We start from the raw sequence: 14,960 nt of genomic DNA on the forward strand, positions 1-14,960 counted from the left end.
GGTGTGGGGCTCGCGTCCACTTTGTGGTTCCCGACAGACGATCGGGAACAAGAAACTGAACACCGCGCATGCGCGGAACAGCTTTCGAACTTCCAAGAGATTGGGTCGAAGGTGTTCCGGTGGTCATAGCGAGAGGGAAACGCCCGGTCACATTCCGAACCCGGAAGCTAAGCCTCTCAGCGCCGATGGTACTGCAAGGGGGACCTTGTGGGAGAGTAGGACGCCGCCGGACTCAACGTTGCAACACCAGGGAACCCCTGACCACCACGTGGTCAGGGGTTTTCTGCGTTTGGGGGTCCTCCACACCCCCTCGTGGCGGTCGGTGCCGGGCCGGTAGGATCGTCGTGTCATGACTGCGCCATTCACCACCGCTTCCGGTTCCGATGTCCGTGTCCGCTTCTGCCCGAGCCCGACGGGGACGCCGCACGTCGGACTGATCCGTACTGCGCTGTTCAACTGGGCGTACGCGCGGCACACCGGCGGCAAGCTCGTGTTCCGCATCGAGGACACCGACGCCGCCCGTGACAGCGAGGAGTCGTACCAGCAGATCCTCGAGGCACTGCGCTGGCTCCGGCTCGACTGGGACGAGGGCGTCGAGGCCGGCGGCCCGCACGGTCCGTACCGGCAGTCCGAGCGGACGGACGTCTACGAGGACGTCATCGCGAAGCTCAAGGCCTCCGGACACGTCTACGAGTCCTTCGTCACCCCCGAGGAGATGGAGGCCCGCAACAAGGCCGCCGGGCGTGACCCGAAGCAGGGCTACGACAACCACGAGCGCGACCTCACCGACGCCGAGCGCCAGGCCTTCCGCGACCAGGGGCGTGAGCCGGCACTGCGGCTGCGCGTGCCCGACCGCGACCTGAGCTTCGAGGACCTCGTGCGCGGTGAGATCACCTTCAAGCAGGGCACCTTCCCGGACTTCGTGGTCGTCCGGCCGAACGGCAAGCCGCTGTACACGTTCACCAACCCGGTGGACGACGCGTTGATGGGCGTGACGCACGTGCTCCGCGGTGAGGACCTCCTGTCGTCGACGCCGCGCCAGATCGCCCTGTACGAGGCCCTGTACGAGGTCGGCCTCGCCGAGTTCATCCCGGTGTTCGGGCACCTGCCGTACGTCATGGGGGAGGGCAACAAGAAGCTCTCGAAGCGCGACCCCGAGTCGAACCTGTTCCACCACCGTGCCGCCGGGATGATCCCCGAGGGGCTCGTCAACTACCTCGCGCTGCTCGGGTGGTCGATCGGTCCGGACCGCGACGTGTTCACGGTCGACGAGATGGTCCGGGCGTTCGAGGTCTCCGACGTCAACCCGAACCCCGCGCGCTTCGACCACAAGAAGGCAGAGTCGATCAACGGCGACCACATCCGTCTGCTGGACGCCGACGACTTCCGCGGGCGGCTGCTGCCGTACCTGTCGGGCGTCGTGTCGGATCCGGTGACGCCGGAGCAGCTCGAGGTCCTCACGAAGGCGGCGCCGCTCGTGCAGGAGCGCATGCAGCTCCTCGGCGAGGCACCGGGGCTCCTCGCGTTCCTCTTCACGTCGGACGACGCGCTCGAGATCGACGAGGACGCCCTGGGGACCCTCAAGGCCGATGCCGGTGACGTGCTCCGCGCGAGCATCGCCGCGCTCGAGCCGCTCGACGACTGGACGACGGCCTCGATCGAGGGCGCGCTCCGTGCGGCGCTCATCGACGGTCTCGGCCTGAAGCCCCGTGTGGCGTTCGGTCCGCTGCGCGTCGCGGTGTCCGGTCGACGGATCAGCCCGCCGCTGTTCGAGTCGATGGAGATCCTGGGCAAGGAGTCCACCGTCACGCGCCTGCGTCGCCTCGCGGACCGCTGACGTGGCCGAACGGCAGGGGGACGCGGCCGAGCGGCAGGCTGACGCAGCCGAGCGGCTGACGGTCGACGTCGTCGTCGTCGGTGCCGGCCCGGCCGGTCTCAGCGCCGCCCTCAACCTCGTCCGTGCGAAGCGCACCGTGCTCCTCGTGGACGCCAACCGCCCCCGGAACGCCGCCACGCTGCGGTCGCACGGGTTCCTGACGCGCGACGGCGTCTCACCCCTCGAGCTCCGGAAGCTCGGGCGCGCAGAGGTCGAGGCCTACGCCGAGGCCACGGTCGTGCAGACGGTCGTGGACCGGATCGCGCCGGAGGGCGACCGGTGGCTCGTGCACGGTGCCTGGCGCGGCACCGAGGTCGAGGCGACGGCCCGTGCCGTCGTGCTCGCGACGGGCCTGCGCGAGGAGTTCCCGGCGCTCCCGATGCTCCGCGCGTTCTACGGCACCGCGGTGCACAGCTGCGTCGAGTGCGATGCCTACGAGAAGGCCGCCGAGCCGTTGGCGTTCCTCTGCGAGACGGACGACGTCGTCGATCGCGCCCTGCTGCTCGCGGCGTGGGCGGACGACCTCATCGTGTACACGAACGGCATCGCGCCGCTCGACGACGCCGGCCGTGCCCGCCTGGCCGCAGCGGGCGTGCGCGTCGACGAGCGGGCCGTGGCGGACCTCGAGGGGGACCGCTCCGGGATGACCGGCGTCCGCCTCGCAGACGGGCACGTGGAGCCGCGGACGGGCGGGTTCGTCCGGCCCCGGTGGCACGCCGACCTGGACTGGGTCGACGCGGACCTCTGCCGCGACGCCGAGGGGCTCGTCGTGGTCGACCGCTCCGGACGGACGAGCGTGCCCGGGCTGTACGCCGTGGGCGACGTGACGCCGCCCGGACCGGAACAGCTGATCGTGGCGGCCGGCCACGGGGCGGTCACGGCCGCCGCGGTGCACCGGGATCTCGTCGGTGGTCTCACGGACCTCCGGGATGCTGTACAGTAGTTGATCGTGCCCCGGGCAACCGGGACCGAAGGCCTCCGGGCCTTTGGGGTATGGTGTAATTGGCAACACAGCGGTTTCTGGTACCGTCGTTCTTGGTTCGAGTCCAGGTACCCCAGCACTCGTAGAACAAGCCCCCGGGATCTCCCGGGGGCTTGTTCCGTTTCCGGCGCAGAAGCCGCGTGACACGCCAGGCGACGAACCGACACGCCAGGCCACAGCCCGACACGCCAGGGCGGCCGATCAGGTCAGGACTGCACCCTGCTCTTCCGGTACGCGACCACCCAGTCCACGAGCACGTGCCCGGATGCGTCGGCCGGCACCTCGGCGTCGTGGATGATCGTCTCCGCCTGCAGCGTCACGCGCATCGGCGTCGTGGGCACCGCGCCCGTGACCGTCTCGAGCAGCTCGTCGTCCCAGTAGAAGCGCACCGCGTCGGCGGTCCACTCGACGGTCGCGACGTGCCAGTCGGTCTGCCCGCCGGACACCACGGTCGGGTCCTCGGGCAGGAACGTCATCGCCTCGGTCGTGGGGTCGTAGCTGCCCGGGATCGCCGACACCGGGCGGACGTCGCCGGTGAGGTCACCCTCGGGCCAGTCGATCTCGCCCTCGTTCCAGTCGCCGGACAGCGGCCAGAGGATCATGACGAACTTGTAGCCGGGGACCTCGTCGGCGCGGTACCGGATCGAGACGCGCTGGTGCGTGTACGCCCGGTAGCCGGCGGGGAGGACCGTCGCCACGAGGGGCTGGGACCCGTCGCTGCGGAGGTGGAAGTCGAGCACCGAGTCGTGCACCGACACCACCTGGTCGGGGGAGTAGAGCCCCTTGCCCGACGTGTCCCGCATCCCGCTGTACTCCGCCATCCGCGGGTACACCGCGAGGAGTTCGCCGAGCGCGGCGTCGAGGTCGAAGTCCTGCGCGAGGTAGGGGACCCACCGCGTCCCCTCGGACTCGAGCGCCCCGGTGGGCATGCGTTCGGCGCGGGCGGTCGAGTCACCGGCACGCGTGGGCAGCACGACGGCCGTGGTGCCGGCGACCACGGCGACCCCCGCGATGCCGGCGAACGTCGCGCCGCGGCGTAGGAAGGATCGCCGGGTGGTCATCCGGTGACGTGCCCCGGGCTCATGCTGCATCGCGCACCTCGTAGATCCGGACTCCGTCGCGGTCGTAGCGGAGGGTGCCCTCGTCGGCCACGGACCGCTCGATGGCGTCGATCTGCGCGCCGGTGAGCGTCCCGCGGGTCACGGCGTCGGCTCGCTGCGCCGCCGAGAACACGAGCCAGGAGTGTCCGCCCTGGTCGCGGTCCTGCAGGACACCGGTGAGGTCGTCGGCCGTCATGCCCTTCGGGAACCACGCGGCCTCGCTCTGCAGCGAGTCGACCTGGCCCCAGTGGCGGAGGAAGTTCTCGTAGTTCCCGCCGATGATCGACGGGAAGCTGCCGACGGTCGTGAGGGTGTCGTCCGCCTGGAACCGGCCGTCGAGCCACTTCGCCGCGGCCACGTCGGCCGGAGCGGTCTGGTTCGCCTGCTCGGTCTGGAACGTGGCGCCGAGGAACAGCGCGGTGGTCACGGTCAGCACCAGGGCCGTGGCGGCGATGCGGAGCCGGCGGCCGTGGAAGGCGTGGACGGCTGCGATCGCCAGGAACGGCGCGGAGAACAGGACGACGCGGAACTTCGCCTCGCCGCCGTAGCTCTGCCCGAGCACGAGCACGATCGGGCAGGCCGCCAGCCAGAGCACCACGAGGGCGCGTCGGGCATGCCCACCGCGGACCATCCGGACGAGTCCGATGACGGCGCACACGGCGACGAGTGCCGTGATCCCGAGGACCGCGCGGGACTGCAGGGTCGTCGCGATCGACGGGATGGCGATCGACGTCGACGCGGCGGTGACGTTGCTCACCGGGTCGAAGCCGGTGGTGAGACCGAACTTCTCCTGGATGTAGTCGAGGTTCGGCACGAGGTAGAGCAGGGGGAGCAGCGTCAGCGGGACGGCGAGCCACCAGGGGCGGAGGAAGCCGAGCACGAGCAGCGGCACGAACGCGGCGACGACCACGAACGGGGTCAGCTGGTGCGAGGCCGTGATGACGAACTGCAGGACGACGACGAGCGCCACCGCCGCGACCACGGCGGCCCGCGTCGGCGTGGCAATCGCCTCGGCCACGGGGGAGCGGCGTGCACGGAGCAGCCGGCCGGTCAGCGTCGCGCTCCACCGCCCGATCACGTTGGGCTTGCCGCGGAGGACGGTCAGCGCGACGAGGACCGCCGCGAGGAACAGGAAGAACGCGAACGCCTGCGGGGAGTAGTAGTCCTGCCCGACCCAGTTCGCGGCGCTGAACAGGACCGCGGCGACGTACGCCCAGCGGCCGTTCGCACCGAGTGCCCGTGCGATCCCGAGGACGAGCGCCCCGTCGGCGAGGGCGAACGCGAGTTCCGTCCAGCGCACCGGGTCCGCCGCGTCGAGCGTGCCGGTGGCGGCGCCGAGGAACGCGCTGAAGCTGAAGAACCCGGGCCAGCGGTTGTAGATGTCGATCGACGGGTCGACGGCGCCGTGCTGCAGGATGTACGCGGTCACCGCGATGTGCTTGAACACCCACGGCGGTCGGGGCTCGGCGGCGATCAGGTTCGAGGTGCCGTACATGACGAGCAGGAGGACGCCCGAGGACACCGCGCGGACCACCACGTGGTGGCGACGGTCGACGAGCGTCACCAGGGCGACGACGAACACGAGTGCGGCGCCGGCCCACCAGACCGCGGGCAGTGCAGCCAGGAGGCCCCACTCGCCCAGTCCGGTCGAGTCCGTCTGCGCGACACCCACCGCCCACAGCGCGGCTCCGGTGACGAGGACGCCCGACGCGGCGACGGTGCGGACCAGGACCGCGGTCGGCAGGGCCGACCGCGCGCGGGCCGACCTGGGCGCGGTGCGTGCGGTCTGGACGCCCTGGCCGAGCGACACCCACCCGGCGACGAGCAGGAGGAGCCCGGCGGCGGGCAGCGGGACCCACTGCCCCGTCCAGACCATCGCGAGCCCGAGGACCGCGTCGATCGCGGCACTGGACGCGACGACGAGTCCGGCGCGCCCGATCGGCTCGCGGAGCCCGAGCAACCGGACCACCGGCAGACCCGGGACGACCAACAGCGCGACGAGCACGACGGCCGTGCGGAGCGGACCGGACGCGTCGGCCGCGATGAGGGCGGCTCCGGCGAAACCGAGTCCCGCGGCGACGAGGGACGGCACCGGTGAGGTCGGCAGCACGCGGGTTCCGTGGCGGAGCGACATCCTGGTGGGGGTCGTGGTGGCGGTCACTGCTCGACCACCGCGATCGACTGACGCATCGAGCGTCCCTTCGGGTCTGGGCCGGCGACTGGCAGCGGCCTTGCGGGTGTCACGACGGTAACCGGGGGCCGAGGGCGCACGGGAGAGCGGTCACCGGGAAGTGCGGAGGGCCTGCGGCATTGCGGGATCACGCACGCGTGGCGGCCGTCGTGCGAGGAGAAACCGCACGGTTCCGCCTGCTCGTTGACCCCCGCCGTCCCCGCAGCGACGGTGGGATGGCCGGCTGCGACCGCGCACGTCCCCCGACACGAGACAGGCTCTCCCATGACCGACACCATCCAGCGCTCGCTCCCGCCCCGCGTCGAGCTCGCCCGCCCGATGTCGAGCGCCGTCGACCCCACCTGGGGCGGTGCCGTGTGGGTCGGTGCCGTCGACCTCGCCGAGGTCCCCGGGGACGACGCCGGCACGGTGGGGCTGCACGACGCCGCCGGCCACCGGTCGGCCAGGCTCCTCGTCCGCGACGGCGTGGCCCCCCTCGGGTTCGTCGACCTGCCGGTGTCCGACGAGACGATCGAGGTCGCCGCGCTCCGTGCCGCCGTCGCCGCCCTGCCCGCCGTCCCGCAGCCGCCGATCCCGGTCCGCCTGCCGAGCACCTCCGTCGTCCTGTGCACCCGTGACCGCGCCGACCAGCTCGGCGCCGCCCTCGACTCGCTGCTCGCCCTGGACCACCCCGACTTCGAGGTCGTCATCGTCGACAACGCGCCCTCCGACGAGTCGACGCGCGAACTCGTCGAGGCCCTGGACGACGACCGCGTGCGGTACGTCCGCGAACCCGTCCCGGGCCTCTCGAGCGCACGCAACGCCGGCGTCCTGGCCGCGCGGCACGAGATCGTCGCCTTCACGGACGACGACGTCGTGGTCGACCGGGCGTGGCTCCGTGCCGTCGCCTCGGGGTTCTCCCGCGGGGACGACGTCGTCTGCGTCAGCGGACTCGTCGCCAGCGGTGAGCTCCGCACCCCCACGCAGCGGTACTTCGACGAACGGGTGACCTGGTCGCGCAACCTCGTGCCGCGCGTGCACCGCCTCTCGGCACCGCCCGTCGACCGGCCGCTCTTCCCGTTCGCGGTCGGTGACTACGGCACGGGTGCGAACTTCGCGATGCGGCGGTCGGCGATCACCGACCTCGGCGGCTTCGACGAGGCACTCGGCGTCGGCACGGTCACCGGCGGCGGCGAGGACATCGACATGTTCTCGCGCGTCGTGCTCTCGGGCGCCGCGCTCGTCGTCGAACCCGCGGCGCTGGTCTGGCACCGGCACCGTGCGGACCTCCCGGCGCTCCGGAAGCAGGCGGAGGGCTACGGCACCGGACTCGGGGCCTGGCTCACGAAGATCGCCCTGCACCCCCGCACGCTCGGGATGGCGCTGCAGCGCGCCCCGCGGGCCGTGCGCCACCTCGTCTCGGGCACCGCCGCCGAGCCGGCCGTCACCCCTGCAGCGGCACCGGTCGCCGTCGGCACCGCGGACGCGCCGCTCGACGACGCCGCGTTCCTCCGCGAGGTCGGACGGATGCGCTGGGTCGAGCTCCTGGCCGTCGGGCGTGGTGTGCTCCGCTACGGGCGGTCCCGCCGCACCGTCCGCGCCCGCGAGCGCACAGCGAACCGATAGGTCCGTCACCGGGGATCCACGGCGGATCGCGAGGATGCGCCAAACCGCAGGATCCCCGCACGGCGCTCCTCGGCCCCTCGATCGCGGGCGTCCGGTCGGCTTACCGTCCTCCAAGCACCAGCAGCGCACCACCGGCCCGCACGACCCAGGGGAGAAGCAATGCGTCCGACACACCCGACAGCGCGTCACCGGACGGTCGAACCGGCCGTCCCGGCATCCGACGACCACTCGGTCCTCGACCGGTGGACGCGCGTCGTCGCAGCGTTCCCCGAGTCCCCGGCGCTCGCCGGTGCCGGGACCGCCCGCACGTTCGCCGAGACGGACCGGACGGTCCGGGCGCTCGCCGCACGGCTCACCGAGGTCCTCCGGCCCGACGACCGCACCGGCGCCGGCGTCGGACCCGAGCGCACCGGCGCGTCGGTCCCGGTGGGGATCATGGCCGGGCACACGACCGAGACCGTGGTGGGCATGCTCGCGCTGATCGCCGCCGGGCGGACGATCGTCGTGCTCGACGACCACCTGCCCGAGGCACGCCTGCAGCACGTCGTCACGCTCGCGGGGATCGCCGAGGTGCTCGCCGACGACACCCGTGCGGACCTCGCCGCCGCGGTCCTCGGCCTGGACGGCACCGTGCACGACCTCGACGCCCTCATCGCGACGAGCACCGAGCAGGCCGCGACCGGCAGCGCGACCGCCCCCGGCACCGCGACCGGCACCGGCACCGAACCCGCAGCGACCTCCCGCCCCGGTGGCACCGACCCCGCCGCGATCGTCTTCACCTCGGGCTCCACGGGCCTGCCGAAGGGCGTCGCGATGACGCACCGACAGCTCCTCCGGAACACCGAGCAGAGTGCCTGGAGCGCCGACTACCGCCCGGGCGACCTCGTGGGCGTCGTGCTGCCGCTGTCCTTCGCCGCCGGCATCCTCACCACGCTCGACAGCATGCTGAGCGGGGCCGCCGCGGTCCTGCTCGACGCACGCGACCTCGGGACCGAGCGACTGCTCGAGGGCATGGCCGCCGAGCACGTCACCGCCGTGGTCTGCACGCCGCACCTGCTCCGGTCGGTCGTCTCCACCGTGCGCGACCGCGGCACGGACCTGCACCCCGCGCTCGCCGGGCTCCGGCTCGTCATGACGGTCGGCGAGCCGATCACCGGCACCGACGTGCACGCCGCACGCCCGGTCCTCGGCGCCCGCACGGTCCTCTGGAACGGGTTCGGGTCGAGCGAGATGGGGGCGGTCTCGTACTTCCCGGTCGGTCCGGACGACGCCGTCCCGAACGGCGTCGTGCCGGCCGGGTACGTGCCGCCGGGCAAGACCGCCCGGGTCCTCCGCGAGGACGGCACCGCCGCCGCGACGGGGGAGACCGGCCAGCTCGTGGTCATCGGAGACGGCATGACCGCCGGCTACTGGGGCGCGCCCGAGAAGACGAGCGAGCACCTCTCCGTCGACGAGGACGGCACCCCGCTGTGGCGCCAGGGTGACCTCGCCCGCGTCGAGGAGGACGGCTGCCTGGTCCTGCTCGGCCGCGACGACGACGCCGTGAAGGTCCGCGGGTACCTCGTCGAGCCGAGCGAGGTCGAGGCGGCGCTCCGTGCCGTCGAGGACGTCCACGACGTCGTGGTCACCGCCCTCGTCGACCCGCCCGCCGTCACGCGCCTCGTCGCCTACGTCGTCGGCCGTCCCGGTCGCCGCACCCCGGCGCCGGCGGCCCTGCGTCGCGCCCTGCGGGCGAAGCTGCCCGAGTACATGGTGCCGGCGGCGATCGTCCCGATGCCCGAACTGCCGCGCAACGAACGCGGCAAGGTCGACCGGGCGAAGCTGCCCGGTGCGCCGTCGCTCGAGGTCGAGATGGTCGAGGGCGAGTACGACCAGTGGGAGCTCGTCGTCGGGCAGATCTGGGCCGAGGTGCTCGGACTCCGCGGCGTGCACCTCGACGAGGACTTCACCGCGCTCGGCGGCGACTCGCTCTCCGCCGAGGAGATGCTCGCGATCGTGCAGGCCCGGCTCGGCGTCGACCTCCGCGCGTCGGAGCTCCTCGAACAGCCCACCCTGCGCGCCTTCGCCCGACGGGTGCGCTCGGGGGCGAAGTCCCTGCCGAGCCACCCCGACGTCGTCAAGGTCTCCGAGGCCCGCGTCCCCGGGCGCCCGCCCGTGTTCTGCCTCAGCGGGGCCGGAGCCCTCGGCCTGACGTTCCTCCCGCTGTCCCGGTACCTGCCCGAGCACGACGTGTACGCCTTCCAGCAGCACGGTCTCGAGCGACGGGCGATCCCGGACTGGAGCATCCAGCGCACCGCGCGGCGCACCGTCGAGCTCATGCGCATCGTCCAGCCCCGGGGCCCGTACCTGCTCGTCGGGCACTCCCTCGGCGGCCTCGTCGCCCTCGAGGTGGCGAAGCTCCTCACCGAGGGCGGCGAGCGGGTCGAGCACGTCGCGATCCTGGACAGCTACCTGCCGCGCAGCAGCACCGAGCAGGCGCAGCTGCACTTCGGCCGGATGGCGGAGAGCCCGGTGCGCAACCCGGCACTCCGAGCACTCAAGCGCGGGCTCGACCGAGCGGCGAAGCGCATCCTGCCCGCCGGCGTGCCGGTGGGCGAGGAGTTCGCCAAGCGCGTCCGCGCCTACGGTGCCGGCGTCCTCCGCTACGGCGGGCAGAAGGACTTCGACGCCCTCTTCGACCAGGCCACGATCGTGACGCGGCGGCACACGCCCTCGCCCTACGACGGCACGGCGACGTTCGTGCTCGCCGACGGCAACCCCGACGTGGACGGCTGGAACGACGTGCTCCGCGGTGCGACCACCACGGTGCGCATCGAGAGCGAGCACAGCTCGCTCCTCCGCGAGCCGCACGTCGCCGAGCTGGCGACCGCGTTGCGCGCCGCCTTCACGACGCACGAGTCGCGTCCCTGACGCGACCAGCGAGGGCCCTGGAGGCGCGTGGCGGGCCCGTCCCGCGCCTCCAGGGCCCTCGTGCGTGCCGACACGCCACCCGGCCGCGGCTTGCGGGTTTCCGTATCCGCACTCGGGGGTCCGCAACCAGTGCCCACCCGCATTGACCAGCCCCGTCCGCCGGACGATGGTTGGTCCAAGCCCAGGGAACGGTGTACCCCCGTTCCGACGCCCACCCAGCGCCGGGTCCTCCCTCGACCACTCCCGCATGCAGCCTGAACCCGACAGGAGCACCATGTCCGCCAGCACCGTCCGACCCCGAGACCCCCGCGTCTCGGTCGTCATCCCCGCGAGGAACGAGGCCCGCAACCTCGAGATCATCCTCCCGCAGCTCCCGCCCGTCTACGAGGTGATCCTCGTCGACGGCAACTCGGTGGACGACACCATCGCGACGGCGCAGCGCCTCATGCCGACGATCAAGGTCGTGCAGCAGACCCGCAAGGGCAAGGGCAACGCGCTCGCCTGCGGCTTCGAGGCCGTGACCGGCGACGTCGTCGTCATGTTCGACGCCGACTGCTCCGCCGACGCCGCCGAGATCCCGCGCTTCGTGCAGGCGCTCGTCGACGGCGCCGACGTCGCGAAGGGCTCCCGTTACGCACCCGGTGGCGGCAGCGACGACATCACGATCATCCGCGGCCTCGGCAACAAGGGGCTCAACATGATCTCCAACGTGCTGCTCCGTGCGCGGTACACCGACCTCTGCTACGGCTACAACGCCTTCTGGGCGGACACGCTGCCGACGATCGGGCTCCTGTCGTCGACGCTCCCGCAGCCGACCGACGGCTCGATGCGCTGGGGTGACGGCTTCGAGATCGAGACGATCCTGACCTGCCGCTGGTCCGCCGCGGAGTTCGCGATCACCGAGGTGCCGAGCCACGAGAAGCTCCGCGTGCACGGCACCAGCAACCTCAACGCGGTCAGCGACGGCATCCGTGTCCTGAAGTCGATCATGCACGAGCGTCGTCGTGCCCGCGAGGCCAAGGCCCGCATGCGCCTCATGCCGACCCCGGTCTCGGGCCTCGTGGTCCCGGCCGCCGTGCCGGCGATGGACGAGGAAGCGGCGTGAGCGTCGCGACGGTCGCCGTCGTCATCTGCGCCTACACGCAGCAGCGCTGGGGTGACCTGCAGGACGCGGTCGAGTCGGCGAAGCGCCAGACCGACGCGACCGAGGTGATCGTCGTCATCGACCACGAGCCGGAGCTGTTCCGCCGTGCGGCCGCCCGCTGGCCGGAGCTCCGCGTCGTCGAGAACGCCGAGGACCGCGGCCTCTCGGGTGCGCGCAACACCGGCGTCGCACTCACCGAGGCCGACGTCGTCGCCTTCCTGGACGACGACGCGACGGCCGACCCGGACTGGCTGATGCACCTCGTCGAGGCGCTCGAGCTGCCCGACGTCGTCGGTGTCGGCGGCCGGGCGACCCCGTCGTGGCCGACCGCGACCGGCGCCGGGCCCTACCCGGACGAGCTGCTCTGGATCGTCGGGTGCAGCTACACCGGCCTCCCCACCACGTCCGCGGACGTCCGCAACGTCATCGGGTCGAGCATGGCCTTCCACCGCGACGTCGTGCTCGCCGCCGGCGGCTTCCGCTCCGGCATCGGCCGGGTCGGGAACCACCCGCTGGGGTGCGAGGAGACCGAGCTCTGCATCCGCATCGCCCGGATCCGCCCCGGCGCCCGCATCCGCTTCGAGCCGCGCTCGAACGTCTCGCACCGGGTCTCCCCGGACCGCGTCACGATGCGGTACCTGCGGCGCCGGAGCTACTACGAGGGCATCTCGAAGGCCGTGCTGAGCCGCCGGGTCGGTGCCCGCGACTCGCTCTCGAGCGAGTCGACGTACCTCACCCGGGTCCTGCCCGGCGCGGTGCTCCGCGAGCTCGGGGCCCTCGGTCGCGGTGGGGGCCTCCGTGCCCTGGCGATCGTGACCTCGGCGGTCTCGACCGTGTTCGGCTACGCCGTCGGCCGTGTCTTCGGCACCGTCGTGGTCCGTGCACCCGCCCCGGTGTCCGCGCCCGTGCAGCAGCCCGTCGGCGCTCCCTGACCGACACCCACCCACCCGACCCACCCACGCACAGAAGACGACATGCAGCGAGACGCCCCGACCCCGAGTGCCACCATCCGACGCCGTTGGAAGGTGGCACTCGCGGTCGCGGCAGCGGTCATCACGGGCGCCACCGTCTCGGCACCGAGCCTCCTCGCGCCGTCGAGCGCCGGTGCGGCGACCACCGCGGACTGCAGCGCGGGGAAGGTCCTCACCGTCGTCGCGCACGCCGACGACGACCTGCTGTTCGAGGGCACCGAGCTCCGCAAGGACATCGACGCGGACAAGTGCGTCCGCTCGGTCATCGTCACCGCCGGGGACGCGGGCAAGTCCGCCACGTACTGGAAGGGCCGGCAGACGGGCCTCGAGGCCGCCTACGCGAACCTCGCCGGCGTCACGAACGCCTGGACCTCGGGCTCGGTCAGCGCCGGTGGCAAGACGGTCGTGACGCGCACCCTGACGGCGGACCCACGGCTCAGCCTGGTCTACCTGCAGCTGCCGGACGGCAACATGGACGGCTCCGGGTTCGCGGCCACCCGGTACCAGAGCCTGCAGAAGCTCTACCAGCGCTCGATCACGAGCATGAGCACGGTCTCCGGTGCGACCTACGGGACCACCTACACGCTCGCCCAGCTCCAGGCCACCGTGCTCGCGCTGATGAACGGGTACGGGCCGCAGGAGGTGCACACCCTCGACCACGTCGGCACCTACGGCGACGGCGACCACAGCGACCACCACACCGTCGCGTACCTCACGAAGTCGGCGCAGCAGCAGCTCACGACGGCGAGCACGCTCACCGGGTACATGGGGTACCCGATCGCGGACAAGCCCTCGAACCTCACCGCCGCGCAGACGCAGGCGAAGGGGAACGCGTTCTTCGCCTACTCCGCCTACGACGCCGAGACCTGCGCCTCGGTGGCGTCCTGCTCGTCGCGTCCCGAGGGCTCGTGGCTCAGCCGTGAGTACACCGTCGGCACGCAGACACCCACCGGCCCGGGCACCGGTTCGGGCGGGTCCGTCGGAGCCGACGTGACCGCCGGTGCGGCCGTCACCGCGAGCAGCGAGAACCCCGCGGACGGACAGACCGCCGTGAAGGCCGTCGACGGCGTCGCGAGCGGCTACCCCGACGCGCCGACCGCCGAGTGGGCGACCCGCGGGGGCGGCACCGGTTCGTGGCTGCAGCTCGCGTGGTCGAGCCCGGTGACGCTCGGCGCCGTGGACCTCGCGGACCGTCCGAACGCCGACGACCAGGTCACGGCCGGCACGCTGACGTTCTCCGACGGGAGCAGCGTCGCCGTGCCGACGCTCGACAACGGCGGCGCGTTCACCCGCGTCAGCTTCTCGTCGCGGCAGGTCAGCTGGGTGAAGTTCACCGTCACCGGCGTCAGCGCGACGACGCGCAACGTCGGCCTGGCGGAGATCCGGACGTTCGCCCCGGGCACCACGACGCCGACCCCGACGCCGACGCCGACGCCGACGCCCACCCCGACCCCGACCCCGACCCCGACGCCGACGCCGACGCCCGGGGGCGCGACCGACGTCACGGGCTCGGCGACCGCCACCGCGGCGTGGGACGACACCTCGACCGGGCAGACCGCCGCCAAGGCGATCGACGGGGTCATCAGCGGCTACCCCGACAACACGACCGCCGAGTGGGTCGCTCCCTGGGGCACGACTGGTGTCTGGTTGCAGCTCGACTGGTCCTCGTCGAAGGCGTTGAGCCGGGTCGTCCTGTACGACCGACCGAACGGCGACGACCAGGTCACGAGCGGCACCCTGACGTTCTCCGACGGCAGTCAGGTGGCGGTCGGGACACTCCCGAACGACGCGTCGCCGCTCACGGTGGACTTCTCGGCGCGCAACGTCACGTGGGTCCGGTTCACCGTCACCGGGGTGTCGGCGAGCACGCGGAACGTCGGCCTCGCCGAGTTCCGGGCGTTCACCGGCTGACCCGGGAGCACCCGACGAACGGGAGGCGCGGTGCCGGTGGGCACCGCGCCTCCCGTCCGTCGCTCGTGCGTTCGCGAGGATCGCGGGTACAGCGTGCGAGGTTCCACGCGCGGTGCGGCCCGTGAGGCGTCGCACCGTGCGCGCGACCTCGCACGCTGGTGCGGCGCGTGCCGCCGCGGGTGACCGTCGCCGTCGGCGCGACCACGGGGCGGACGGGAGGCGCGGTGCCGGCCCGCCCCGCGCCTTCCGTCCGCGCGTTTGCGCGGGTCG

Annotated in this window: 9 protein-coding genes, 1 tRNA gene and 1 rRNA gene; 9 read left to right on the forward strand and 2 right to left on the reverse strand. The window is 72.7% G+C overall.

What is annotated here, in order from left to right; genetic code table 11:
• Positions 1-115: 115 nt before the first annotated feature.
• The 4 genes from rrf (at position 116) to BM028_RS11400 (ending at position 2,935) form a co-directional block, all read left to right on the forward strand.
• Positions 116-232 (forward strand): 5S ribosomal RNA (gene rrf, locus BM028_RS11385).
• A 117-nt stretch (positions 233-349) separates the two neighbouring features.
• The gene (gltX, locus tag BM028_RS11390; protein WP_092386687.1) at positions 350-1,837 is read left to right on the forward strand and encodes a glutamate--tRNA ligase; all 1,488 of its coding nucleotides are present in this window, start codon (positions 350-352) and stop codon (positions 1,835-1,837) included.
• Positions 1,838-1,892: 55 nt separating this feature from the next.
• Positions 1,893-2,819, forward strand: a complete 927-nt coding sequence (locus tag BM028_RS11395) for an NAD(P)/FAD-dependent oxidoreductase (protein WP_092387256.1) — start codon at positions 1,893-1,895, stop codon at positions 2,817-2,819.
• Between the two features lie 44 nt (positions 2,820-2,863).
• Positions 2,864-2,935, forward strand: a tRNA-Gln gene (locus BM028_RS11400).
• A gap of 129 nt (positions 2,936-3,064) precedes the next feature.
• Here the strand turns inward: BM028_RS11400 and BM028_RS11405 are convergent.
• Positions 3,065-3,919 carry a glycoside hydrolase family 16 protein gene (locus BM028_RS11405; protein WP_175496059.1) on the reverse strand — a complete coding sequence of 285 codons (855 nt, stop codon included), beginning with the start codon at positions 3,917-3,919 and terminating at the stop codon, positions 3,065-3,067.
• 19 nt (positions 3,920-3,938) lie between these two features.
• Positions 3,939-6,119, reverse strand: coding sequence for a hypothetical protein (locus tag BM028_RS11410; protein WP_139219812.1), 2,181 nt, complete (start codon positions 6,117-6,119; stop codon positions 3,939-3,941).
• Positions 6,120-6,413: 294 nt separating this feature from the next.
• Here BM028_RS11410 and BM028_RS11415 point away from each other — a divergent pair, with 294 nt between their 5' ends.
• From BM028_RS11415 to BM028_RS11435, 5 genes are all read left to right on the forward strand, one after another.
• Positions 6,414-7,754 carry a glycosyltransferase family 2 protein gene (locus tag BM028_RS11415; protein WP_092386693.1) on the forward strand — a complete coding sequence of 447 codons (1,341 nt, stop codon included), beginning with the start codon at positions 6,414-6,416 and terminating at the stop codon, positions 7,752-7,754.
• Between the two features lie 159 nt (positions 7,755-7,913).
• Positions 7,914-10,664, forward strand: coding sequence for an alpha/beta fold hydrolase (locus BM028_RS11420; RefSeq protein WP_092386695.1), 2,751 nt, complete (start codon positions 7,914-7,916; stop codon positions 10,662-10,664).
• 274 nt (positions 10,665-10,938) lie between these two features.
• Entirely contained in the window at positions 10,939-11,769 is an 831-nt protein-coding gene (locus tag BM028_RS11425; protein ID WP_083294974.1) for a glycosyltransferase family 2 protein, read from the forward strand.
• Positions 11,766-12,740 carry a glycosyltransferase family 2 protein gene (locus BM028_RS11430; RefSeq protein WP_092386697.1) on the forward strand — a complete coding sequence of 325 codons (975 nt, stop codon included), beginning with the start codon at positions 11,766-11,768 and terminating at the stop codon, positions 12,738-12,740. Before BM028_RS11425 ends, BM028_RS11430 begins: the two co-directional genes overlap by 4 nt.
• Positions 12,741-12,782: 42 nt before the next feature.
• A complete protein-coding gene (locus BM028_RS11435) occupies positions 12,783-14,690 on the forward strand; it encodes a DUF7402 domain-containing protein (RefSeq protein ID WP_092386699.1) in 1,908 nt (635 codons plus the stop codon).
• Positions 14,691-14,960: the final 270 nt, after the last annotated feature.

Source organism: Curtobacterium sp. YR515 (assembly GCF_900113095.1).
Classification (GTDB): domain Bacteria; phylum Actinomycetota; class Actinomycetes; order Actinomycetales; family Microbacteriaceae; genus Curtobacterium.